20 protein-coding genes are annotated in these 23,835 nt (G+C 61.8%); 13 read left to right on the forward strand and 7 right to left on the reverse strand.

Translation table 11 applies throughout. From position 1 onward, the window contains the following. Window positions 1-8: 8 nt before the first annotated feature. Window positions 9-287: a hypothetical protein gene (locus CCANI_RS02585; protein ID WP_146324736.1), complete on the reverse strand. Its 279-nt coding sequence runs from the start codon at window positions 285-287 to the stop codon at window positions 9-11. 68 nt (window positions 288-355) lie between these two features. Between CCANI_RS02585 and CCANI_RS02590 the strand changes: the two genes are divergently transcribed. Genes CCANI_RS02590 through CCANI_RS02615 form a run of 6 tightly spaced genes read left to right on the forward strand, consistent with a single transcriptional unit; the run spans window position 356 to window position 6,815 of the window. After that, entirely contained in the window at window positions 356-1,561 is a 1,206-nt protein-coding gene (locus CCANI_RS02590) for an MFS transporter (protein WP_146324745.1), read from the forward strand. Between the two features lie 15 nt (window positions 1,562-1,576). Then, the gene (locus tag CCANI_RS02595; RefSeq protein ID WP_146324735.1) at window positions 1,577-2,467 is read left to right on the forward strand and encodes an exodeoxyribonuclease III; all 891 of its coding nucleotides are present in this window, start codon (window positions 1,577-1,579) and stop codon (window positions 2,465-2,467) included. 13 nt (window positions 2,468-2,480) lie between these two features. Then, window positions 2,481-3,263: an LGFP repeat-containing protein gene (locus tag CCANI_RS02600; RefSeq protein ID WP_146324734.1), complete on the forward strand. Its 783-nt coding sequence runs from the start codon at window positions 2,481-2,483 to the stop codon at window positions 3,261-3,263. An 11-nt stretch (window positions 3,264-3,274) separates the two neighbouring features. Beyond that, window positions 3,275-4,291 carry a tryptophan--tRNA ligase gene (gene trpS / locus CCANI_RS02605; protein WP_146324733.1) on the forward strand — a complete coding sequence of 339 codons (1,017 nt, stop codon included), beginning with the start codon at window positions 3,275-3,277 and terminating at the stop codon, window positions 4,289-4,291. A 39-nt stretch (window positions 4,292-4,330) separates the two neighbouring features. Continuing rightward, window positions 4,331-5,416, forward strand: a complete 1,086-nt coding sequence (gene yhjD, locus CCANI_RS02610) for an inner membrane protein YhjD (RefSeq protein ID WP_146324732.1) — start codon at window positions 4,331-4,333, stop codon at window positions 5,414-5,416. After that, a complete protein-coding gene (locus tag CCANI_RS02615) occupies window positions 5,406-6,815 on the forward strand; it encodes an adenosine deaminase (protein ID WP_146324731.1) in 1,410 nt (469 codons plus the stop codon). The genes yhjD and CCANI_RS02615 overlap by 11 nt, the downstream gene beginning before the upstream one ends. 625 nt (window positions 6,816-7,440) lie before the next feature. Here the strand turns inward: CCANI_RS02615 and CCANI_RS02620 are convergent. From CCANI_RS02620 to CCANI_RS02630, 3 genes are read right to left on the reverse strand one after another with little or no spacing between them, the layout of a single operon-like run. Beyond that, window positions 7,441-8,646: a SatS C-terminal domain-containing protein gene (locus tag CCANI_RS02620; protein ID WP_146324730.1), complete on the reverse strand. Its 1,206-nt coding sequence runs from the start codon at window positions 8,644-8,646 to the stop codon at window positions 7,441-7,443. An 11-nt stretch (window positions 8,647-8,657) separates the two neighbouring features. Then, complete coding sequence (locus CCANI_RS02625; RefSeq protein WP_146324729.1) at window positions 8,658-9,452, reverse strand: C40 family peptidase; 795 nt, start codon at window positions 9,450-9,452, stop codon at window positions 8,658-8,660. After that, on the reverse strand, window positions 9,449-9,712 hold the full coding sequence (locus CCANI_RS02630) for a hypothetical protein (protein WP_146324728.1): 264 nt from the start codon (window positions 9,710-9,712) through the stop codon (window positions 9,449-9,451). Before CCANI_RS02630 ends, CCANI_RS02625 begins: the two co-directional genes overlap by 4 nt. Window positions 9,713-9,767: 55 nt before the next feature. On the opposite strand from CCANI_RS02630, the gene upp reads away from it, so the two are divergent. Then, window positions 9,768-10,403 (forward strand): uracil phosphoribosyltransferase, encoded by a 636-nt coding sequence (upp, locus tag CCANI_RS02635; RefSeq protein ID WP_146324727.1) that lies wholly within the window; start codon window positions 9,768-9,770, stop codon window positions 10,401-10,403. On the opposite strand, the gene CCANI_RS02640 is transcribed toward upp, so the two are convergent. Further along, window positions 10,400-11,920 carry a phospho-sugar mutase gene (locus CCANI_RS02640; RefSeq protein ID WP_146324726.1) on the reverse strand — a complete coding sequence of 507 codons (1,521 nt, stop codon included), beginning with the start codon at window positions 11,918-11,920 and terminating at the stop codon, window positions 10,400-10,402. The two genes, upp and CCANI_RS02640, sit on opposite strands and share 4 nt — an antisense overlap. Before the next feature lie 50 nt (window positions 11,921-11,970). Between CCANI_RS02640 and CCANI_RS02645 the strand changes: the two genes are divergently transcribed. The 3 genes from CCANI_RS02645 to CCANI_RS02655 all read left to right on the forward strand — a co-directional run bounded on the left by CCANI_RS02645 (window position 11,971) and on the right by CCANI_RS02655 (window position 18,161). Continuing rightward, window positions 11,971-13,104 carry an amidohydrolase gene (locus CCANI_RS02645; protein ID WP_246118242.1) on the forward strand — a complete coding sequence of 378 codons (1,134 nt, stop codon included), beginning with the start codon at window positions 11,971-11,973 and terminating at the stop codon, window positions 13,102-13,104. A gap of 45 nt (window positions 13,105-13,149) precedes the next feature. Further along, complete coding sequence (locus CCANI_RS02650; protein WP_146324724.1) at window positions 13,150-14,556, forward strand: NAD(P)H-quinone dehydrogenase; 1,407 nt, start codon at window positions 13,150-13,152, stop codon at window positions 14,554-14,556. A gap of 203 nt (window positions 14,557-14,759) precedes the next feature. After that, window positions 14,760-18,161: a pyruvate carboxylase gene (locus tag CCANI_RS02655; RefSeq protein WP_146324723.1), complete on the forward strand. Its 3,402-nt coding sequence runs from the start codon at window positions 14,760-14,762 to the stop codon at window positions 18,159-18,161. Window positions 18,162-18,243: 82 nt separating this feature from the next. Here the strand turns inward: CCANI_RS02655 and CCANI_RS02660 are convergent, their stop codons facing one another. Further along, the gene (locus tag CCANI_RS02660) at window positions 18,244-19,689 is read right to left on the reverse strand and encodes a short-chain fatty acyl-CoA regulator family protein (RefSeq protein ID WP_146324722.1); all 1,446 of its coding nucleotides are present in this window, start codon (window positions 19,687-19,689) and stop codon (window positions 18,244-18,246) included. Between the two features lie 192 nt (window positions 19,690-19,881). On the opposite strand from CCANI_RS02660, the gene prpD reads away from it, so the two are divergent. Genes prpD through CCANI_RS02675 form a run of 3 tightly spaced genes read left to right on the forward strand, consistent with a single transcriptional unit; the run spans window position 19,882 to window position 23,405 of the window. After that, window positions 19,882-21,381, forward strand: coding sequence for a 2-methylcitrate dehydratase PrpD (gene prpD, locus CCANI_RS02665; RefSeq protein ID WP_146324721.1), 1,500 nt, complete (start codon window positions 19,882-19,884; stop codon window positions 21,379-21,381). Next, window positions 21,378-22,283: a methylisocitrate lyase gene (gene prpB, locus CCANI_RS02670; RefSeq protein WP_186750298.1), complete on the forward strand. Its 906-nt coding sequence runs from the start codon at window positions 21,378-21,380 to the stop codon at window positions 22,281-22,283. Before prpD ends, prpB begins: the two co-directional genes overlap by 4 nt. Further along, window positions 22,284-23,405, forward strand: a complete 1,122-nt coding sequence (locus tag CCANI_RS02675) for a bifunctional 2-methylcitrate synthase/citrate synthase (RefSeq protein WP_146324720.1) — start codon at window positions 22,284-22,286, stop codon at window positions 23,403-23,405. Here the strand turns inward: CCANI_RS02675 and CCANI_RS02680 are convergent. After that, entirely contained in the window at window positions 23,402-23,752 is a 351-nt protein-coding gene (locus CCANI_RS02680) for a hypothetical protein (protein ID WP_146324719.1), read from the reverse strand. The genes CCANI_RS02675 and CCANI_RS02680 overlap by 4 nt on opposite strands. Window positions 23,753-23,835 lie beyond the last annotated feature (83 nt).

Below are 23,835 nucleotides of genomic sequence, written 5' to 3' on the forward strand. Positions count from 1 at the left end.
GCCTGAGCTCATTGCGCCCGCGCGAAGGTGGGGGAGTGCATCGAGATCCCTGGCGGCAAACCCGGCCGCCCGAGCCAGCCCACAGCGCCCCGCAAGAACAGCGCCCGCACCTGCAGCAATGCCTGAAAGTGGCGGCCGTCACCGACCCCGGCAAAGCGGCCGCCGCGACCCAAAAAACGAACATTATTTCCAATTCCAAGCCGATTGCTCGGCGCGCCTACGCCGGGGTTTTGTGGAGGCGGGCGGGAGGGTGAGGCGTCGATAAGCAATTCGTGTACGGTACCCATCCGTGAATTATCAACGACGTACTGTTTTGCGCCAGACCGAGGTCTCCGCGCCGCGTCGCCTTGCGGTGATGATTGCGCTGGCCCTCGGCGGCTTCGGTATTGGTACTACTGAGTTTGTTTCCATGGGTTTGCTGGACCTGATGGCCGCCGATTTCGGGGTGACCGAAGACGTTGCGGGGCATGTGATCGCCGCCTACGCGCTGGGTGTAGTGGTGGGCGCGCCGTTGATTACCGTGTGCACGGGCATGCTGCCGCGCCGTCGCCTCCTGTTGCTGCTGATGGCGGCGTTCGTGGTGGGCAATGCGGCGAGCGCGGCGGCGATGTCGTACGACAGTTTGCTTGCGGCCCGCTTTATCGCAGGTTTGCCCCATGGCGCCTATTTCTCCGTGGCGAGTCTCGCCGCCGCATCGATGGCCCCCGCCGGGCAACGCGGACGCGCGGTGGCTACGGTCGGCCTCGGGCTGTCCGTTGCGACGGTCGCAGGGGTCCCCGCAGCACAAGGGCTCGGCATGGTCCTCGGCTGGGCGTCCGCCTATGGTTTGGTGGCCGCGATTGGGCTGGCCTGCCTGGTCAGCCTGTGGTACCTGATGCCGCACATGACGCTCATGGCACCCGCCCGCCCGATGGTGGAATTGGGTGCGCTGGGGAAGTCGCAGGTATGGTTCACGCTTGCGATCGGCACCGTTGGGTTCGGCGGTATGTTCGCCGTGTACACGTATATTACGTGGACGATGCGCGACGCCGGGCTGGATCAATCCTGGATGTGGCTGGTGCTCATGGTGTACGGGGTGGGCATGGTGGCGGGCAACCTCGCGGGCGGCCGGCTGGCGGACCGCAATGTGGAGGTGGGCATCGTGTTTTCCCTGGTGGTGCTGCTGGGCCTGCTGGTGTCCTTCTATTACGTCACCGCGGTATCCGCCTGGCTCGCCGTGCTGAATTTCGGCGCGGTGGGGTTCTTTGGCTCCACGCTGGCGCTTTCCCTCCAGGTGCGGCTTATGGACGTCGCGGACCGCGCCCAAACCCTCGCCGCCGCGCTCAACCATTCCGCGCTGAATACAGCGAATGCGCTGGGTGCGGCGCTGGGCGGCGCGATGATCGCGGGCGGTATGAGCTATAGCGCACCCGCTTTGGGGGGTGCCGCGCTGGCCGCATTTGGGCTACTCTTGTGGGCGCCGGCGTTTGTGCTGCGGCGTGGATTTGGCACCAAGCGCGTCACCGTGGTGCAGAGCGTGCTGCCAGAGCAGGCGGAGCAGGCGAGCGTGGCGGCGGTATAAAGTACGCTGAGCGTTATGCTTACCATCACCACCGTCAACGTCAATGGCATCCGTGCGGCCGTGAAGCAGCGCAGCGAAGAGAACCTCGGATTCCTGGATTGGCTCTCCAACACCAGTTCGGATGTAGTGCTGTTGCAGGAAGTTCGCGCCACCGAGAAGGACACGCTCAAGGCACTGGCGCCGGCCCTCGAGAACGGCTGGCATTACGAGGGCGCGGAGTCCGCCGCCAAGGGCCGCGCCGGCGTGGGCATCCTCTCCCGCACCCCGCTTATCGACGTCACGGTGGGCGTCGCCGGCTTCGAAGATGCGGGCCGCTATATCGAGGCCACCACGCGGGATGTGCGCGTGGCTTCGCTCTACCTCCCTTCGGGCGAGGCCGGAACCGAAAAGCAGGACGAAAAGTACCGCTTCCTGGATGTCTTTGAGGAAGCCCTGGCCAGCAAGGCCACGGAGCACGAACATATGGTCGTCGGTGGGGACTGGAATATCTGCCACCGCCAGCAGGATCTGAAAAACTGGAAGACCAATCAGAAGCGCGCCGGGTTCCTGCCCGACGAGCGCGCCTTTATGGATGCCGTGTTCGGAACCTTCCCCGATGAGCTGAGCCAGATCCCGCAATATGGCGACTACCTGGGGGCGGTCGACTACGTCGGTGCGCGGCGTCGAGAAGCGAACGAACAGCCGGTCTGGTTCGACGCGGCGCGCCGTTTGCAGCCCGAGGACGCGCCGTACAGTTGGTGGTCTTATCGCGGAAAAGCGTTCGATACGGACGCCGGCTGGCGCATCGACTATCAGGCGGTCACGCGCGCAATGCTGGACCGGGCGGAGCGCAGCTGGGTGGAAAAAGCGGATCGCTACGACTTGCGGTGGTCGGACCACGCTCCTGTCATCGTGCAATACCGCTAGTAGACTGGTCGGGGTGAATCACTCAAAAGCTTTACCACTAGCCTTTATCGTTGCCATCCTCGGCGTCGGTTCGCTCGTGACGGTGAATGCGTTGCTGGCAGCCCCGAGCGCTGATCACGGCCCCGAATACTCGTACAAAGAGGTGCTGGCGGCGCCAACATCCCAGCCCACGCCGCTGGACACCTCCCTGCCCAGCGAAGAAGAACTCCAGCAGGTAGTCGCCGGAATGGCCAAGCAACAGGCCACCCAAGCGCAGCACGAACCGCTATCCGCGCACCCCGAGGGGATCGAAAAAGAGTACAAACGCCTCGGCGGCGAAAACAGCAAGCTCGGGCGGCCGCTCACCGGCATCGTGGAGGCAGGCCACGGGGGTGCCAAGCAAGTATACGAACGCGGCATGATGTACTGGTCCGCCAGCACGGGGGCACACGCTATGTACAACGAATTCTTTATCAAATACCTGCTTCTCGGCGGCGAATCCGGGTTGCTTGGCCTGCCCACAACAAACGTGGAAAAGGTGGGCAACGGTGCGCGGCAGGGATTCCAACAGGCGACCTGGTTGTATTCCGCGCAAGACAGCGGCATCCATTACATCGGCGGGCGGATCCACGAACACTGGACGCAGCGCGGCGGCGCGGAGAGCAAATACGGTTTCCCGCGCTCGGATATTATTAATGTGGCCAGCGAAACTTCCGGGGAGTTTGACCGGGCCGTGCTATTCAAAGATGACCTAGCAATTTTGTCCAATTCACAAACGGGACTGGTGAGTGAGGCTTCGCTGGCGGCCGCGGGGTAAGCTATGTGACCATGACAATTCCCGAAAAGAAGCAACGCGTCCTGTCCGGTATTCAGCCGACGGCGGATTCCTACCACCTAGGCAATTACTTGGGTGCGCTCAAGCAGTGGATTAATCTGCAGGACGAATTTGATGCTTTCTATTTCATTCCGGACCTGCACGCCATCACCGTGGAGCAGGATCCGAAGGAATTGCGCCAGCGCACCGTTGCCGGTGCCGCCCAGCTTATCGCGCTGGGGATCGACCCCGAAAAATCTGCCTTGTTCGTGCAATCGCACGTGTCCGAGCACGCGGAATTGGCGTGGGTGCTTACCTGCCTGACCGGGTTCGGTGAGGCCTCCCGCATGACCCAGTTCAAGGACAAATCCGCGAAGCGGGGGGCGGAGCGCACGTCCGCCGGGTTGTTTACGTACCCGATGCTGATGGCCGCGGATATCCTGCTGTACCGCCCGCAGCTGGTGCCGGTGGGGGAGGATCAGCGGCAGCACCTGGAACTGACCCGCAACCTCGCGGAGCGCTTTAATACGCGCTATAAGAAGACCTTCCCGGTGCCGGAGGCGTTTATCCCGGAGGGCGCGGCGAAGATCTTTGACCTGCAGGATCCGACCGTGAAAATGAGCAAGTCGGGCGAGAATCCGAAGGGTTTGATTAACCTATTGGATGATCCGAAGGTGTCTACCAAGCGGATCAAGAGCGCGGTGACGGATAACGACGCCGAGATCCGCTACGACAAGGACAACAAGCCGGGCGTGTCCAACCTATTGGTGATCCAATCCTCCCTGACGGGCACGCCGATCGCCGAGTTGGTGCGCGGGTACGAAGGTCAAGGGTATGGTGCCTTGAAGAAGGACACCGCAGACGCGTTGGAGGCGTTTACCACGCCGCTGCGCGCCCGCTACGACGAACTCATGGCCGATCGCGGCGAATTGGAACGCATCTTGGCCAAGGGTGCGCAGCGGGCACGCGAGGTGGCATCGCGAACACTCGCAGACGTGTACGACCGCGTAGGTTTCCTTGCCCGCACGTAGCGCAGTAGTGCACCCCCGCAGGAGGAAGGCGACACCAGGATGACAGCTACCCCACGAACCCGAGTAGACGAGCACGGCATTGAACGCGTCAGCGAGGATCAGCCCGGATTCGTGGATCGCTACCGCGAACGCTGGCCTTGGTTCGACCATTTGATGCGGATGAACGACCGCTACAACGACATGGGCGGAAACCAATATGCGGCGGGAATTACGTATTTCTCGGTGCTGTCCATGTTCCCGATCCTGATGTTGGTGTTCGCGGGCATTGCCTTTGTGTTGGCCAGCCGGCCGGAAACTGTGCTGGAGATTCAGGACCAGATAGCTGCGCAGGTTTCCGGGGATTTGGCCGAGCCGATTAATACGATTATCGACACCGCGATTAGCCAGCGCGGCGCGGTCGCCGGCGTCGGCGCGATCACCGCGTTGTGGTCGGGTTTAGGTTGGATGCATAACCTCCGTTATGGGGTGTCCAAGATGTGGCGCATCAACCCGAACGCGGGCAGTTTGGTATGGAACAAGCTGAAGGACCTGCTTGGTTTGGTCGGGTTGTTTGTTTCCTTAGTGATTGCAATCAGCGTGACCGCCGTGGGCTCCTCGAGCCTGGCGTATCGCGTGCTGGACTTGATGGCGCTTACCGATGTGCCCGGCGTGTTCGTGGTGCTGTGGTTGGTCGCCGCATTGTTGGGTACGTTGGCGAACTTTATAGTGTTTTTCTGGCTGATCAAGTTTATGCCCCGCGTAAAGGTGCCCAAGCGTTCCGCGGTGCGGGCCGCGCTGATTGGCGCCGTGGCGTTCGAAGTGTTTAAGCAGGTGGCCTCGCTCTTCTTCTCGAACGCGTTGACTAATCCCGCAGGCGCGACCTTCGGTCCCGTGATCGGTGTGATGGTGCTGCTGTACTTCGTGTGGCGCATTTTGCTGTATTGCTCCGCATGGGCCGCGACCACCGAGGAATCCCTCGCTTTGGTCAAGCCGCCCGCCCCGGATCCTGCGGTGATTCGGGTTCGTCAGGAGATTCGCGTGGCCCCATCTTCCCGCAGTATCGCCGTGATTGCGGCGGCCGGAGCCATCGGCGCGGCGGTGGCTGGTCGCCTGTTCCGGCGTTACACTGGCGGGCATGCAGATTAACCCAGGATTCCCCCCGCTTTCGTTCGACACCGTTTTCCGGTTGCCCAAGGTGGTGTTGCATGACCATCTTGACGGCGGCCTGCGGCCCAAAACTATCATCGAACTCGCTAAAGAATGTGGGTACGATCGGCTGCCAACCAACGACCCAGGAGAGCTAAAGAAGTGGTTCTTTTCGGCGGCGAGCTCCGGATCACTTCCCAAATATCTCGAAACATTCGCCCATACGTGCGCCGTGATGCAAACGGCCCCAGCCCTGACCCGCGTGGCCCGAGAAGCCGTGGTTGACTTGGCGCGGGACCAAGTGGTCTACGCCGAATTGCGGTTTGCGCCCGAGCAACATTTGGAGGCCGGGCTGACCCTCCAAGAAGTTGTTGATGCGGTGACCCAAGGGCTCAAGGAAGGCATGGAGGAAGCTCGAGATTTCGGGGCGTTGATTGAGGCCCGTCTGATCCTTTGCGGCATGCGTCACGCTGACCGCACCGCCGAAATCGCACAGCTCACAGTGGATAACTACGGCAAGGATAGCCTCGTGGTTGGCTTCGATATCGCGGGCGCCGAAGACGGTTTCCCGCCATCCAAGCATGCGGAAGCGTTCCGGATTCTGCGCGAAAATTTCGTTCCGTTTACCATTCACGCCGGTGAGGCGGCGGGCCGTGAATCGCTCGAAGAGGCGGTTCGAGAGGGAACCCTGCGCATCGGCCACGGCGCACGCATGTTCGAGGATTTTACTGCGGCGATTAATGGAATCCAGACTGGGCCCATGTCATCCTATGTGCGCGACCGCGGTATCCCGCTTGAACTCTGCCCCACGTCAAATGTGCAAACCGGGGTAGTGGGCGACATCTCCGATCATCCGTTCCCGATCCTGCAGAGCATGGGATTCTGCTGCACGGTGAATACCGATAACCGCTTAATGTCTGACACCACCATGACCATGGAAATGATGGAATTGGTGGAGCACTTTAACTACGATTTGCCGCACCTATATGAAATCACCGTAGCCGCGATGAATAACGCCTTCGCGCCATCAGAAGTGCGGGCCAGAATCATGAACACCCAAATCCTGCACGGTTTCAGCGAGCTTATGAGTGAACGCTCCGAGGAAATGCGAAGCAGCGGCCTCATTTATGTTGATGAGGACGATGACGACTATGAATTCGGCGACTACGGAAACTTCGGCGACTACGACGTGAACGATGTCAACGAATTGCAGGAAGCCCTCGGCGCGGGCATCCAAGACCTGAACTTTGATATCGGCATGCTGGAGGATCTGGGCATCAACCTCAAAGACCTCGGCTTTGACCTCGGCGACGATGAGCCCGGCCGCGGTGAGCTCGGTGGCGGCGAGCTTGGTGGCGGCGAACTCGGTGGCGGCAAGCCCGACAAGAAGAAGCCCTAGGTCCGTGGAGCGCGGGCGCGGGCGCACCCCAACTCGCTTCGTTAATCAGTACTTAGTGCCTGGGTTGCTCAGTGATCGCTAGTGCTGTGTGGGTTGCGGCTCCCGCGCAAAGTTAGAAACTTTTCGAAATATTGGCCCTGTTAAATGTGCCTCAGGCAGATCTAACGCGGCCGTTTCACGTTCCTGCGGAAACTCCGTCCCTAGCACCCCGCCGTGTCGAATCTGCCTGAGCGTGGAAATTCGTCGGCCGATTTCGGCCCCCAAGTCACCCCACCGGCAATAGGTTGTGTGCCACCGCCAAGGTCACCGATAGGCTGTGTGCAACCAACGGGCGTGCCGATGGGTTGCGCGCAACCGCTGACCTGGGCTGGTCTTTCTATTCTTCATTCGGGGGTCCAACGAAGAAATTCCGGACGAATCTGGCCCAAAAACGCTGCAAATGGTCTTTTTATTCTTCGTTAGGCGCCCCAATGAAGAAATTCAGGACGATCGCAGGTCAACGGCTGTGCACAACCTATCCGGAACCGCACACAACCTATCGGCGGAAGCTGCCGGGAGAGCATTCCCGGGCAATACGGGTCGAACTTCCTCGAACCAGCCTCTTGAGCTGGCCCCGCGCCGCTAATCAGTACTTAGTAAAGCGCGCGATCAGGGTGTCTTCGAGTTGTTTCCAACCGTCGACTTCGGCGGTGAAGGGTGCGGAGGGGATGTAGCCGGTGGCGGAGCCGAGCATGTAGGAGATGTATTCCTGCAGCGCGGGGTTTGCCACGAGTACGGAGTTCACGGAGTCATCATCCGCCCAGTCGGCGGAATCGGCCAAGAGTTCGTACGCTTGCCGGAGCTGGTCGGTGGACACCTCTTCCGGCCCGCGCCCGATATCTTGCCGCAGCCCGGTAAACACATAGGTGTTATCGGGGTGCACGGTGATCTCCAGGTCGCCGCCGTTCACGCCGTCCATGATGGTGTTCCAGGTGGATACGCTGGCCAGGTCGTGGTCCGAATGTTCGGCCAACCAGCGGACCATGGCCTTGCGGTTGTTAAAGGTAACAATCTGGCCGTATTTGCCCAGGAAGATGGGCTGCTCGCCCAGGTAAGTGCGGAGGGTGTACAGGGTGCGGCCGTCGATAGCTATTTTGATGGGGTCGATGCCGGCGGCTGCCCACACGGAGGTGTCGTAGGGGTCGGCCGCTTCTTCTGCGGCTTCGGCCTCTGCTCGCGCGGCTTCTTTCGCGGCTTCTTGGGCGGCGGTGATGCGCTCTTCCGCGTCGCCTACCGTTACGTCGGAGGTGTGCACGATGGTGTCTAGTTCGTCCACAACCTTGTCCCAGTTAATCAGCACAACGCGCCCGATTGCGGACCATTCGGACAAGCCACGGTCGCCGCTGAAGTGGTCGTGCCCGCGTTCGGCGTTGCTCAGGATGGAGTGCCCGGCGAAGAAGGATTCCACATGGGTGAGCGAACATACGGACCCTAGGCTCTTGGCCAGCGCGAACCCACGTGCGACATTGCCCACGTTTTGGTAGGACGGCCGCCCGGCCAGGTAGTGCGGGATTTCCACTAGGGAAACCTGGTCGCGTTCTGCTGGCACCACGCGCGCCGCGTCGCCGGCGTTGAAGCGACCCCACTGCGGGTGCGTGGCTAGGTCGTGCTGTTCGCCGGATTCAATAAAGGCCAAGACTTCCGCCGGGGATTTGAACAAATATACGTTGTCCCCGTAGCCGAGAAACGCTTGCCATTCCTGCCCGTGTTCCTTCCAGCGGGGTGCCCAAAGCGTGTAAAACGTGCCTTCGGTGAGCTCGACGGAGACGGGTACGATGCCTTGTTGTGCCATGAGGCGTGATTCTACCCGGTCGGCCGGAAGAACCCTTGAAAGGCCATACCCATATTGGTGGTTCGCAGCGGGGTTTCGGAAACGGGGTCTCCGGCTTCGATCATGTTTCCGTTTCCGGAATACATGGCCACGTGCCCGTCCCACACCACAAGGTCGCCGGGTTGCAGCTCCGCCTCGCTGACTTGCCGCCCTACGGTTTGCGCTTCGGCGAGCCGCGGCAGTTCCACGCCCGCCTGTTGCCATGCCCATTGCGTGAGCCCTGAGCAGTCGAGTCCGACGCCGGGGGTAGTGCCGCCCCACACGTATGGCGTGCCGATTGCGCTGCGGGCCGCCGCGACTGCCTGTTCCCCGCTTGTCGACGCCCCGCCTCCCGCGCCGTCCTCCTTATGATCGACGGTGAGTTCGAGCCCTGCGGTGGTGGCCGCGATGGTTTCCAACTCGCGGGTGGCGGGCCCCAAATCCGGCATAATCCCCTCGGCTACGCCCGCCACCATCGCGGGCAGCCTGGCCAGTTCCGCGATGGCCGCCGGTTCGAAGGTGGCCAGGCGGGGGAGCAGGGAGCCCACATGGTTGAGCACCTGCCCGGCGAGCTCCGTAAACTTCGCCTCAAAATTCGGCAGGGATTGCACCAGGCGATCGATGGCGGCCACGTCCGCCGCGAGTTGTTGGTGCGCGCCGATCAGCGGTAATTCCACCCCGAGCGCCTGGGCTAAGGGCAGCGCCGCAGCGATATCCGGGAGCTGCACCTGCTGGATGTCTAGGTGGGGGATGCGCCTCTGCAGGTCCGCAAGGATTCCTTCGATCATGCGAGCTTCCCAAGCTGGTATGCGAGGTGGTGGTCCGTGTCCTCCACCTCCAGCACATAGTTTGCGGCCCGGTTGGCAATGCTTTCCGCGTGGCGGCCCAGGTGGAGGCTGCGCCGGGAGCAGGCCTCGATCGCCGCTGCCAGGGCCGTGGAGAATTCACCGAGGGCGGGATCCGGGGTGTGGTGGCCAGCTGCGGCGCTGCCGGCGCCATACAAGAGTTCGGAGACTAGGGAGCGAACGTGTTCTGGCTGCAGTTCCATATTTCTTGGACGCTCACAAGCGGCCCCCGGTTCCCTGAGGGCTACGATTGGGGGTATGCAGATCACCCTTGTTAATCATCCGCTCGCGGCGTCTCGCTTAACCATCATGCGGGATTCCCGCAGCGATAACACGGTGTTTCGGGCCGCGCTTGCAGACCTTGGCACCATGCTGATCTACGAAGCCTCCCGCGATCTGCCCGTCGAACACTTTGACGTGCAGACCCCGGTGGGCGTGGCGCAGGGTACGCGGCTTAAAAACCCGCCGATCATCGTGCCCGTGATCCGCGCCGGGTTGGGCATGATCGACCCCGCTCTGAAAATGATCCCCGATGCTCAGGTGGGGTTTATCGGGCTCGCCCGCGATGAGAAAACCCACCAGCCGGTCCCGTACCTTGAGGCGCTGCCGCCCGACCTGACCGGCCAGCCGGTGTTCGTGGTGGACCCCATGCTCGCCACCGGCGGTTCGCTCCTACATGCGGTTCGGCTGTTGCACGAGCGGGGCGCCACGGACATCACCGCCGTGTGCATGGTGTCCGCCCAGCCGGGCGTGGATGCGCTCGCCGATTCCGGCTATCCCGTGAGGTTGGTCACCGCCACCATCGACCCCGCCCTCAACGAGGACGCCTATATCGTGCCCGGTTTGGGGGATGCGGGCGACCGCCTTTACGGCCCCCGCAATATCGACCTCTAGTGGCTCGCAGCCAGTTCCTCCGCGTCCTTGCGTAGTTCCGCGAGGGCGCGTTCCGCTGCCCGCCGCGATGGGCTTACCACTTCCAGATACAGTTTGGCCTTGCGTTCCGTTCCGGAAGCGCGTGCGATCAACCGCAGCGTTCCCTCTTCCCATTCGCACGTAAATACGAGCCCTTGACCGGCGGGCAACATGGTGAGCGTGGCGGGCAAGCCGGCGAGTTCCGTGGGCGGGGAGTTGAGCAGGGCGTCGACAAACGCCTGTGGAGCGGTGGTGCGCACCGGCACCTGTGTGCCCAGGTGAACGCCGAATTCGCGGTGCAGGGAGTCCAATTCGTCGCCCAGGGTGCGCCCCAATGCCTTGAGCTCGGCGGCCCAGGCGCAGGCGATCAAGGCGGTGGCGATGCCGTCTTTATCCGGCACCAGCTGCGGGGCGGGCGAGGTACCCACCGCTTCCTCGTAGGCGAACACAAGATCGGGATGCGCGCGGGACAGGTTCTTGAAACCGGTCAAAGTTTCGCAATAACCCCAACCCCGGCGCTCCGCCATTTTCTTGAGCAATTGGGAGGAAACCACGGTGGTGGCCACGACGCCGCCGGGCGGCACGAGGCGGTGGGCAAGCAGGGGACCCAGTTCGTCGCCACGCAGCATGATGTACTCGGTGCCGCGCCGGTAGCCGACCGCACACCTGTCCGCATCCGGGTCGAGGGCGACCAGCACGTCCGCCTCCACCTCCGCCGCGGTGGCCAGCAGCATTTCCACGGCCTCCGGCTCCTCCGGATTGGGGAAGCGCACGGTGGGGAAGGTGGGGTCCGGATGCTGCTGCTCCTCCACGGGGAAACTCAGTGCGAATCCGCTGGCCTGCAGCGCGTGGTGCAGCGCGCGGCCGCCGACGCCATGCATGGCCGTGTATACGACTCGGCAGGCGGCGCGTTCATTATTGATCCGCAGCAGATCCGCAGCCGGATTCACCAGGTCCACCACCTCGTCGAGGTAGCGCCGCAGCTGGTCCGCGCCCGGCCGTACGGTCACCCGCGGAACCTGCCCCACCTCGGCGATCGCGGCTTCGATAGCGTGTGCGTCTTCGGTGGTGATTTGGCGGCCGTCGGAATCGTAAACTTTGTAGCCATTGTCCGTCGCAGGGTTTTGCGACGCCGTGATCTGAATGCCCGCGTCACACTTGCGGTCGCGGATAAGCCACGGGATCAATGGGGTAGGTGTGGGGGTAGGTAGCAAAAGCACTTCAACCCCGGCGCCGGCGAGGACCTCCGCCGCGGTGGTGGCAAAGGTGTGAGAGCCATAGCGGGCGTCGAAACCCACGACTACCTGCAGCGGGCCGTCGTCTTTGTGGAGCGCCACGGACTCCAGCGGCGCGTGCTGAAGGTGCAATCGGGCGGAACGTTGCGCAAGCCACGTCGCCACGCCGGCGGTGGTGCGGGCAACCTGCTTCACGTTCATCTGACCGGGGCCGGGGCCGACCGGGGCGCGTAAACCAGCGGTGCCGAACGTTAACTGGGTCATGGCCTGATAATAGGATGGGTCCAAGCAGGCTCGCCAGGGAAAGGAATAATGTGAACATCCGCTCGCACATCGACCGGTGGCTAGATAAGAATCGGGATGAAGTGCTCTCGTGGCGTCGTTACCTGCATGCTTACCCCGAATTATCACACCAAGAACACGGTACCACCGCCTATATTGCAGGCATTTTGCGTGGCTACGGGCTGGAGCCGCACCTGTTCCCCACAACGGGGTTGATGGTAGATATTGGCACGCCGCGCATCGCCTTCCGCGGGGATATCGACGCCCTGCCTATCGAAGAGGAAACCGGACTACCCTTCAGCTCGCAGAACCCCGGCGTGATGCACGCCTGCGGACACGACGTGCACACCACCATTGCGCTGGCCATAGCTTGCGCGCTATCGGAATACCCGGAGCCGGTGGACGTGCGGGTGATCTTCCAGCCGGCGGAGGAGGTGATGTACGGCGGCGCGCCGGACGTGATTGCCTGGGGCGGCATTAAAGGCATTGAAAAAATCTATGCCGTGCACTGCGAACCCGCCCTGGAGACCGGGACCATCGGGGTCCGCGCCGGGGCCATCACCTCCGCCGCGGATATCCTGACCGTAAACGTATACGGCCCCGGCGGGCACACCTCCCGCCCGCAGCTGACAAACGATGTTGTGTTCGCCTTGTCTTCGCTGGTTACCCAGCTGCCCGCATTGCTTTCCCGCCGCGTGGACCCCCGCACTGGAACCGTACTTGTGTTCGGCAGCATCCATGCCGGGAATGCGGCGAACGCCATTCCGCAAATGGGTTCGGTTTCGGGGACGTTGCGCACCGCCTCGGTGGACGTGTGGCTATCCATCCAACCCCTCCTGGAGGAGCTGATAGGACACATCCTTGCCCCCACCGGGTGTAGTTACGATATTGACTACACGCGGGGTATTCCGCCGGTGGTAAATGACCCCATTGCCACCCATTTGTTAATCGATCATTCGCCATTCCGTGTGGTGGAGGCGCTGCAATCCTCGGGGGGTGAGGATTTCTCCTGGTATCTGCAGGAAATCCCTGGTTGCATGGCGCGTCTCGGGTGCAAAACAAACGTGGAGTATGACTTGCACCAGGCCGACTTGATTGTTGATGAAAACTGTATTGACGTGGGGGTCAAGCTGTTTGCTTCGGTGCTGCATGCGGATAGACTGTGAGCCATCTTTGACTTTCCCGAATGCACACCAAATAAAGGACTCGCTTTGACTCAACGAATCGTCATTATCGGCGGTGGGCCCGCTGGCTACGAGGCTGCACTCGCAGGCGCCAAATACGGTGCCGATATTACGTTGGTGGAAGACCAGGGGCTGGGCGGTTCGGCGGTGATCTATGACTGCGTGCCCTCGAAATCTTTTATCTCCGCGACTTCCATCAAAACGGACTTGCGCCGCGCCGACGATATGGGTTTGGACGCTTCCGTGGGGGAGGCGCACCTGCATCTCGACGCCGTGAACGCTCGCGTGAAAGAACTCGCCCGCGCCCAATCCGCCGACGTGTGGGGCCAAATGGATCGCGCCGGGGTAAAGGTGATCAATGGCCGCGCGGTGTTTGATGATTACAAGGCGAAACAAACCACCCACTATGTGCGCGTCACCCATAATGACGGGCACGAAGAAACCCTCGAATGCGACCTTGTGTTGTTGGCCACCGGCGCCTCCCCGCGCGTGCTGCCCAATTGCGAACCCGATGGCGACCGGATTTTAAACTGGCGCCAGGTATATGACATCAAGGAATTGCCCGAACACCTCGTGGTGGTGGGTTCCGGCGTGACCGGCGCGGAATTCGTATCCGCGTTCGCAGAATTGGGCGTTAAGGTGACCATGGTGGCCTCCCGCGATCGCATCCTGCCGCACGACGATGCGGACGCGGCGGACGTGCTGGAAACGGTGCTCGCGGAACGCGGCGTCGCTCTGGAAAAGCACGCGCGTGTGGATGCCGTGACGCGCACCGAGGACGGCGTCGTCGTGCGGACTACCGACGGCCGCGAGATCCACGGCTCCCACGCATTGATGACGGTGGGTTCCGTCCCCAACACCGAAAACCTGGGCTTGGAAAAGGTCGGGGTGGAACTGACCCCGTCCGGCCATATCAAGGTGGATCGCGTCTCGCGCACCTCGGTGGCCGGCGTGTATGCCGCGGGCGATTGCACCAATGTGTTCCCGCTGGCTTCCGTCGCCGCCATGCAGGGCCGCATCGCCATGTACCATGCGCTCGGCGAGGGTGTGACTCCGATCCGGTTAAAGACCGTGGCCACCGCCGTGTTTACGCGCCCCGAGATCGCCGCCGTGGGGGTTACGCACGCCCAGGTGGAATCCGGCGAGGTTTCCGCCCGCGTTGCGGTGTTGCCATTGGCCACCAATGCGCGCGCCAAGATGCGTTCCCTGCGCCACGGCTTTGTCAAGCTATTCTGCCGCCGCAATTCCGGCTTGGTTATCGGCGGTGTGGTGGTCGCGCCGACGGCTTCCGAATTGATCCTCCCCATTGCGGTGGCCATTAACAATAATCTCACCGTGGAGGATTTGGCCAATACCTTTGCGGTGTATCCGACGCTTTCCGGTTCTATTACGGAGGCCGCACGGCAATTGGTTCAGCACGACGACCTCGGTTAACCCCGGTTCGCTGCCCCCTGCATTTCGCGGCCGGGGGCAGTTGTGCGAAAACCAATGCAGGGGGTGAAAGTTGTGAATTTTTGGGGTGTGGAAGTGAAAAATTCACGCAGTGGGTCACTTTGTCTAAGTTCGCGAGATTTGTGGCATAGAATTGATATTCTAGTGACCGAACTCACGTATTCACCCATTGTAAAGGCAGAGCCGTGACCAAAAAACCTAAACTTGCAACCTTTGCGAAGATACTTGTTGCTAACCGCGGCGAGATCGCAGTTCGTGCATTCCGCGCCGCCTACGAAATTGGCGCGAAGACCGTTGCTGTCTTTCCACAAGAAGACCGAAATTCATTCCACCGCTCCATGGCCTCCGAGGCGCACCGAATTGGCGCGGAAGGTTCCCCGGTAAAGGCGTATTTGGATATCGATGAGATCCTGCGTGCCGCCCAAGAGGCAGGTGCGGACGCCATTTACCCCGGCTACGGCTTCCTTTCCGAAAACGCCCACTTTGCCCGCGAATGCGCAGAGCATGGGATCACCTTTATCGGCCCATCCCCGGAGGTCCTCGAACTCACCGGCGATAAGTCCGCGGCCGTGACCGCGGCGCGCCAGGCCGGATTGCCCACCCTGGAGGATTCCGAACCCAGCGCCAATGTGGAAGAGCTGGTCAAGTATGCCGAGGGCCAAACCTACCCGCTGTTTGTCAAGGCCGTGGCCGGTGGCGGCGGGCGCGGCATGCGCTTTATCCCCACCCCGGAAGACCTGCCGCACCTGGCTGCCGAGGCCTCCCGCGAAGCGCTCAGCGCCTTTGGCGACGCCCGCGTATATATCGAGCGCGCGGTAATGAACCCGCAGCACATCGAGGTGCAGATCCTCGGTGATAATACCGGCGAGGTAATCCACCTATTCGAACGTGATTGCTCGGTGCAGCGGCGCCACCAAAAAGTAGTGGAAATCGCCCCCGCTCAGCACCTGGACCCGGCATTGCGCGAGCGTATCTGTAACGATGCAGTGAAGTTCTGCAAAGAGATCGGATACACCGGCGCGGGCACCGTGGAATTCCTTGTCGATGAAAACGGCAACCACGTGTTTATTGAGATGAACCCCCGCATCCAAGTCGAACACACGGTCACCGAAGAGGTCACCGGCGTGGACCTGGTCAAGGCACAGATGCGGCTCGCCGCCGGCGCCACCCTCGCCGAGCTCGGGCTCACCCAGGACAAGATCCACACCGAGGGCGCCGCGCTGCAATGCCGCATCACCACCGAGGATCCCGGCAATGGCTTCCGCCCCGATACCGGCGTGGTCACCGCATACCGCAGCCCGGGTGGCGCAGGTGTTCGATTGGATGGTGCCGCGCAGCTCGGCGGCGAGATCACCGCGCACTTCGATTCCATGCTGGTAAAGATGACCTGCCGCGGCGCCGATTTCAAGGGTGCGGTGATCCGCGCCCAACGCGCCTTGGCCGAATTCTACGTCTCCGGCGTGGCCACCAATATCGGCTTCCTGCGCGCCCTGCTCCGCGAGCCGGACTTTACTGGCCAGCGGGTTTCCACCTCCTTTATCGCCGACCACCCCTGGTTGCTCTCCGCCTCACCCGCCGATGATGAGTCGGGGCGGATCCTCGACTACCTCGCCGATGTGACCGTGAACCGCCCGCATGGCGCACCGCCTGCGGTAGGGGCGGCCGTCGATAAGCTGCCTGAGTTGCCGCCACTGCGCCGTGGCTCCCGCGATAAGCTGCGCGACCTTGGTCCGAAACGATTTGCGGAAGCGCTGCGGCGCCAAACCGCCCTTGCCGTGACGGACACTACTTTCCGCGACGCACACCAATCGCTGCTTGCCACCCGCGTGCGCTCCTCGGCGCTTGTCGACGCCGCGCGCCACGTGTCCCACCTCACCCCCGAGCTGCTCTCCGTCGAGGCGTGGGGTGGGGCAACCTACGATGTGGCGCTGCGCTTCCTGCACGAAGATCCATGGGAACGTTTGGACGAATTGCGGCGCGCAATGCCGAACATCAATATCCAAATGCTGCTGCGCGGTCGCAACGCCGTGGGCTACACCCCGTACCCCGATTCCGTGTGCCGTGCCTTCGTGCAGGAAGCGGCCCGCAGCGGCGTGGATATCTTCCGCATCTTTGACGCCCTCAACGACGTGAGTCAGATGCGTCCGGCAATCGAAGCTGTGCTCGAAACCGGTACCAGTGTCGCCGAGGTAGCCATGGCGTATTCCGGAAACCTCGCCGACCCGGGCGAAAAGCTTTACACGCTGGACTACTACCTCAATCTCGCCGAACAAATCGTCGAATCCGGGGCGCATATCCTGGCCATCAAAGACATGGCCGGGCTGCTGCGGCCCGCCGCCGCTGGGAAACTGGTCACGGCGCTGCGGAAGGAATTCGATCTCCCCGTCCACGTGCACACCCACGACACCGCCGGCGGCCAATTGGCAACCTACCTCGCCGCCGCCAACGCCGGTGCCGACGCCGTGGATGGTGCCTCCGCGCCGCTCTCCGGGACCACCTCCCAGCCTTCGCTATCCGCGATCGTGGCGGCCTTTGCCAATACCCCGCGCGACACCGGCATCTCCCTCGACGCCGTCAGCGATATGGAACCCTATTGGGAAGCCGTGCGCCAAATGTACGCCCCCTTTGAGTCCGGTACACCCGGGCCGACCGGGCGCGTCTACCGGCACGAAATCCCCGGCGGGCAGCTATCCAACCTGCGCGCGCAGGCCGTGGCGCTCGGCCTGGCGGATCGCTTCGAACTCATCGAAGACTACTACGCAGCCGTCAATGACATGCTGGGGCGGCCCACCAAGGTCACGCCTTCCTCCAAGGTGGTCGGCGACCTTGCGCTGCACCTCGTCGGTGCCGGGGTGGACCCCGCCGACTTCGCCGCCGACCCGCAGAAATACGATATCCCCGACTCCGTGATCGCCTTCCTCAACGGCGAATTGGGCACGCCGCCCGGGGGTTGGCCCGAACCGCTGCGCACCCGGGCCTTGGAAGGCCGGCCCGCGATGAAGCCCAGCGTCACGGTGCCGGAAGAGGAAGAAGAAGCCCTGAAATCCGGGGTGGCAAGCGCGCGGCGCGGGGCGCTCAACCGGCTGATGTTCCCCAAGCCCGCCGCCGAATTCGTGGAACACCGGCGCAGGTTCGGCCATACTTCCGTGCTGACTGACCGCGAATTCTTCTACGGTCTGGTCGAAGGCAAAGAAACCTTTATTGACCTCGGCGATTCCACCCATATGCTGGTGCGTTTGGACGCTATCTCCGAGCCCGATGAAAAGGGCATGCGCACGCTGATCTGTAACGTGAACGGGCAGATCCGGCCCATGCGGGTGCGCGACCAATCGGTGGAATCCGTCACCGCTTCCGCCGAAAAGGCAGATACCAGCGTGGCCGGCCATGTGGCGGCGCCGTTCGCCGGCGTTGTTTCCGTCACCGCCGAAGTCGGGGCCGTTGTGGAAACCGGGCAGCCCGTGGCGATCATCGAAGCCATGAAGATGGAAGCCACCATTACCGCCCCGGTATCCGGGACCGTCGAACGCGTGGTGCTTACGCAGCCGACAAAGGTCGAAGGCGGTGACCTGCTGCTGGTGATCAAGTAGGTTGTAGGGCTCCCGGGCCGGCGGGCGGGGAGGGTGCTTTCCCGCCGGCTGGGGGTGCGGGGGTTCGCCGCGGCTGGGGCGGCTATGACATAGGATCCTGTTCCGAATCTATGTGCGGACGGTACGGGATATCGGGGGAGATGTTTTCATCTATCTCCAGCGCGTAGCCGGTGGCGGGGAAGGCTCGTTGGTGGCAGGTGGCGCGGGGGCAAATCCGACAACCGGCGCCGATCGGGGTCGCGGCGTCGGGAGAAATCGTGAGCCCCTGGGAATAGACAAGGTTGCGCGCCTGCTCTAGGTCGCAGCCGAGACCGATGGCGAATTGCGTGGGGCTGGTGCCAAAGCCGCGCGATGGGCCCGTAACCGTGCGAGCGATCCAAAGATATGTTCGACCGTCCGGCATTTGGGCGAGCTGGCGGACGATTTGGCCGGGCGTTTCGAACGCGCGGTGCACAACCCACTTAGGGCACGCGCCGCCGGAGCGGGAAAAGTGAAACGACGTGGCGGATTGGCGTTTGGAGATATTTCCCGCCCTGTCGGTGCGGATAAAAAAGAACGGCACGCCTTGTTGCTTATTGCGCTGAAGCGTTGAAAGCCGGTGGCAAGTAGTTTCGAATCCCGTGCCAAAGTGCGCGCGAATGCGATCGATATCGTAGGCGGTCTGATGCGCCATATTTAAAAACTCGGTATACGGCATGACCACGGCGGCGGCGAAATATTGCGCCAGCCCGACCCTGGCCAATGCCTGCGCTTCGGGGGAGAGGGAGGGGTCCGCCGATAAGTTTTGCAAAAGTTCGCTGTGCTCCAAAAAGCACCATTGAAGTGCAAGTTCGAAGCATTGCTGGGCCTCGGTGAGGTCGTAACGCAGGCGCACCTGCCGGTTTGTGTAAATACGCCGCGGACCATCCTGATGCGCCTTGTATCGAACAGACACTTGGTGGTGCGTGTCCAACGCCGCCGTCAGCCTGGTCACCCGCAGCCCGGGTCCGCCGAGCGTGCTGGCGAACTCTTCGGCGAGTTCATCGAGCTCGGGAATGTGGTTTCGGCGCTCGTAGAAAAAGTCCCGGACGTTTTCAAAGGCGTTCGTGTTCCAAGCCTTAGGAACATACTCAGGGGTAGTTTGCAGGGGTACGGAGGGGATTCCTGCAAAGTCTGTGGAAGCTTGGCTTGTGGCGGCAGCATCGGCAAGCGAATGCGCAAGATGGACGACGCCCCGCGCAAGTTCGGGGTAGCGGTTCGCTAGGTCATGCAATTCATCGATGCGGATATTCGTCAGGCCCGCCGAGGTAAATGCCTCCTGCAGATCGGCCACGAAACGCGCGTTGACGTCCGGGGAGAAGTATGTCGAATCGAGGGAAAAAGCCTTGGTAAACGACATTAAAACCGTGGCCGTGAGCGGGCGTTGATCGTTTTCAAGTTGGTTGAGGTAACTGGTCGAGAGGTTCGCTTGCTTCGCCATTGCCGTCTGGGTCAGCCCAAGCGTGCGCCGCAGCGTCCGAATCCTTGCCCCCGCATAGAGCTTTTCCATGGCCGCTTTCCTTTCCGTTTTTTCGACGACCAGCGAGTTACGCAAATTCCGCAAAATCGCCGAATATGGACGCATATTTTTGCATCTCACACAAGCCTTTGCACACTTCAAAAAGCTTATACGGTCAGTTTTGTTCGTCCGATATCACCCTCCAAATTGGGGGGTTGAGCACCTTTGTGAGGAGCAGACTGAATGGAGCAACACATTGTTCGTACGCACCGCTCGGCGGAGGATTTCCCCATCGCCGAACACCTGGCGTACAAAATTGCGAAAGTAGCTGCGGACCCGGTAGCGGTACCCGCGGATACAAAGGAGATGATTTGCAACCGCATCATCGATAACGCCGCGGTGTCTGCGGCGTCTGTTTTACGACGCCCCGTCACGGTTGCGCGCCGTCAGGCTGAGGCCCATCCAGTATCAGCCAATGGCGCAAAAGTTTTCGGTATTAGCGGAAACTACTCGGCCGAATGGGCGGCGTTTGCAAATGGCGTGGCGGTCCGCGAGCTGGATTTCCACGATACGTTTTTGGCTGCGGAATACTCGCACCCAGGCGACAATATCCCGGCGCTGGTGGCCGTGGCGCAGCATGTGAAGGCTTCCGGCACCGATTTGATCCGTGGCCTTGCCACCGCTTACGAGATTCAGGTTGACCTTGTTCGCGGCATGTGCCTGCACGAACACAAGATCGACCACGTGGCGCACCTTGGCCCGTCGGTAGCGGCCGGCCTTGGCACCATGCTGAAACTGCCGGTGGACGTGATCTATCAGGCGGTTGGCCAGGCGCTGCACACCACCACCGCCACCCGCCAGTCCCGCAAGGGCGCGATCTCCTCTTGGAAGGCGTTCGCACCGGCGTTCGCCGGGAAGATGGGCATCGAGGCCGTGGACCGCGCGATGCGTGGCGAGGGCGCGCCGTCCCCGATCTGGGAGGGCGAAGACGGCGTGATCGCTTGGCTGCTGTCCGGCCCCGACCACAAGTATACGATTCCATTGCCTGCGGAAGGCGAGGAAAAGCGCGCGATCCTTGACACCTTTACCAAGGAGCATTCCGCCGAATATCAATCTCAAGCCCCGATTGATTTGGCGCGACGCATGCGCGACAAGATTGGTGATCTCACGCAAATTGAAGAGATCATTTTGCACACCAGCCATCACACGCATTACGTCATTGGCACCGGTTCGAACGACCCCCAGAAATTCGATCCCGATGCGACGCGCGAAACGCTCGACCACTCGATTATGTACATTTTCGCCGTCGCCCTTGAAGACGGTTCGTGGCATCACGAGCGCTCGTATGCTTCCGAACGTGCGCACCGCCCCGAAACCATTGAATTGTGGCACAAGATTCGTACCGTCGAGGACCCGGAGTGGACCCGCCGCTACCATGCCGAAGATCCCAACGAAAAGGCGTTCGGCTGCCGCGCCGAGGTGCGCCTCAAGGATGGCACCGTAATCTCCGACGAACTCGCGATTGCCGACGCCCACCCCCTCGGCGCACGCCCGTTCGCTCGCCCGCAGTACGAAGAGAAGTTCCGCACGTTGGCCGAGGGGATCGTGGCACCGGCGGAACAAGATCGCTTCCTCGCCGCAGTGACCAATATTGAAACCCTTGATGACCTCGGGGAACTCAATATTGAACTTTCCGAAGAGGTGCTCAACCAAGCGCCGAACACCCCGCAGGGGCTGCTATGACAAACATGTTCTCGTCGGGTGATGCGCGCGAGCGCAGAAAAGCATTTCGTGCGGGCCTTAACTCGGGCAAGATTCAGCGGCTCCCCGGGGCGTTTTCCCCGCTGGTTGCCCGCGCGATAGCCGAGGCAGGTTTCGAAGGTGTGTACGTATCCGGTGCGGTCGTTGCCGCAGATTTGGCGCTGCCGGATATCGGCCTGACCACCCTCACGGAGGTCGCGGGCCGTTCCCGGCAGATCGCTCGGGTCACGGAATTGCCCGTCCTCGTGGACGCGGACACCGGGTTCGGCGAGCCGATGAGCGCCGCCCGAACGGTGTCTGAGCTGGAAGATGCTGGCGTTGCCGGGTGCCACCTCGAGGATCAGGTTAACCCCAAACGTTGCGGACACCTCGACGGCAAGGCCGTGGTGCCGATCGAAGATATGGTGCGTCGCCTAGGCGCCGCCGTGAGCGCACGACGCGATGAGAATTTCATCATTTGTGCGAGAACGGACGCCGCCGGCATCGAGGGGATCGACGCCGCTATCGACCGCGCCAAGGCATACGCCGAGGCCGGCGCGGACCTGATCTTTACCGAGGCCTTAAGAACCGAAGCCGATTTTGAGAAGTTCCGCCAGGCGGTGGATACCCCGCTGCTCGCGAATATGACCGAGTTCGGCAAATCCGAACTGATTCCCGCCCAAACCCTGGAATCCATCGGCTACAACGCGGTGATCTTCCCCGTAACCACCCTGCGCATCGCCATGGGCCAGGTTGAAGCGGCGCTCGAAGAAATTGCCGAAACCGGCACCCAGACCGGGTGGATCGACCGCATGCAGCACCGTTCCCGGCTGTATGAATTGCTCCGCTATTCCGAATTCAATGTGTTCGACCAAGAGATCTTCACGTATAGGAAGGAAAATTAAATGACTGAAATTCACAAGGGCCTCAATGGCGTTGTTGTTGATTACACCGCCGTTTCCAAAGTGGTCCCCGAAACGAACTCCCTGACCTACCGCGGATACCCGGTTCAGGAGCTCGCCCGCTATTGCTCGTTTGAAGAAGTGGCTTACTTGATGTGGAATGGGGAACTTCCCAGCCCGGACGAATTGCGCCGCTTCTCCATCCGGGAAAAGGCACTGCGCCGAATTGATCGCGGTTTGATTGATATGGTTCGCTCGATGCCGCTGTCCTGCCACCCCATGGACGTGCTGCGTTCCGCCATTTCCTATATTGGCGCCCAGGACCCGGAGGCATACACCAAGGATTCGGATCACATTCGCCGTTCCTCGCTGGAATTGATGGCAAAATTGCCCACGATCGTCGCGCTGGACATCCGGCGCCGCCGCGGCCAGGACTTTGTCGAGCCTTCCACCACGAAGGGCTTTTCCGAAAACTTCCTCGATATGGTCTTTGGCGAAGGTGTGTGCGATCGCGCGGATGTTGAGGCGTTCGACAAGTCGATGATCCTCTACGCCGAGCACTCCTTTAACGCCTCCACCTTTACCGCCCGGGTGGTCACCTCCACGATGTCGGACACCTATTCTGCGGTGACCGCTGCGATCGGCGCCCTGAAGGGCCCGCTGCATGGCGGCGCCAACGAGGCCGTGATGCACACGATGCTGGAGATCGGCGATCCCGAAAAGGCGCGCGAATGGGTCAATAACGCGTTGGACAACAAGCGACTCATTATGGGCTTCGGCCACCGCGTGTACAAGCGTGGCGATTCCCGCGTTCCCACCATGGAGGCCGCCTTCCGCGAACTCGCCGAGAAGCACGACGGCGCCAAGTGGGTCAAGATGTACGAGGAAATGGCCGCCGCCATGGACGAGCGCACGGGCATCAAGCCGAACCTGGACTTCCCGTCCGGCCCGGCCTACCACCTGCTCGGCTTCGAGGTTGAATTCTTTACCCCGCTGTTCGTAATGTCCCGCATCACCGGCTGGACCGCACACATTATCGAGCAGAATGAGAGCAATTCCCTGATCCGCCCGCTGTCCGCGTACAACGGCGTCGAGCAGCGCAAGGTGCCCACCACGATCGACTAAAAAAAGCTCTCCGACCAGCGAGTAACCGTCTCCTCCCCAGCAACCACGGCATCGGCCACAGTCTTCTGCGGCAGTACCGGGTCGTTGGGGAGGATTCGTTGTGGGTCCCCAATCGGGGTCACCTTCACCGTGCCGTCAAACACGGCCAGCGCCAGCATTTCAACGTTTGTTTGTTCGCATACCGCCCAAGTGAACATGCTTTCCGACGCCCACCCCTCCCGGGCCACCGCGATCAGCTCAGCGGGGTCGTCGGTAATGTGGGCGAGGGCGGGTCGGTCGTCGATCCTATCGTCATCATGCAGGGGCCGTAAATAGAATCGACCGCCGTTAAGTTCCATTGCTTCCATGAACACAGTCTAACGTGGTTGACCTGCGTTCAACGAAGTATAAAGAAAATGGGCCCAAGGAACTTGGACCCATTCACTTCGCG

It is taken from the genome of Corynebacterium canis (assembly GCF_030408595.1).
Classification (GTDB): Bacteria; Actinomycetota; Actinomycetes; order Mycobacteriales; family Mycobacteriaceae; genus Corynebacterium; species Corynebacterium canis.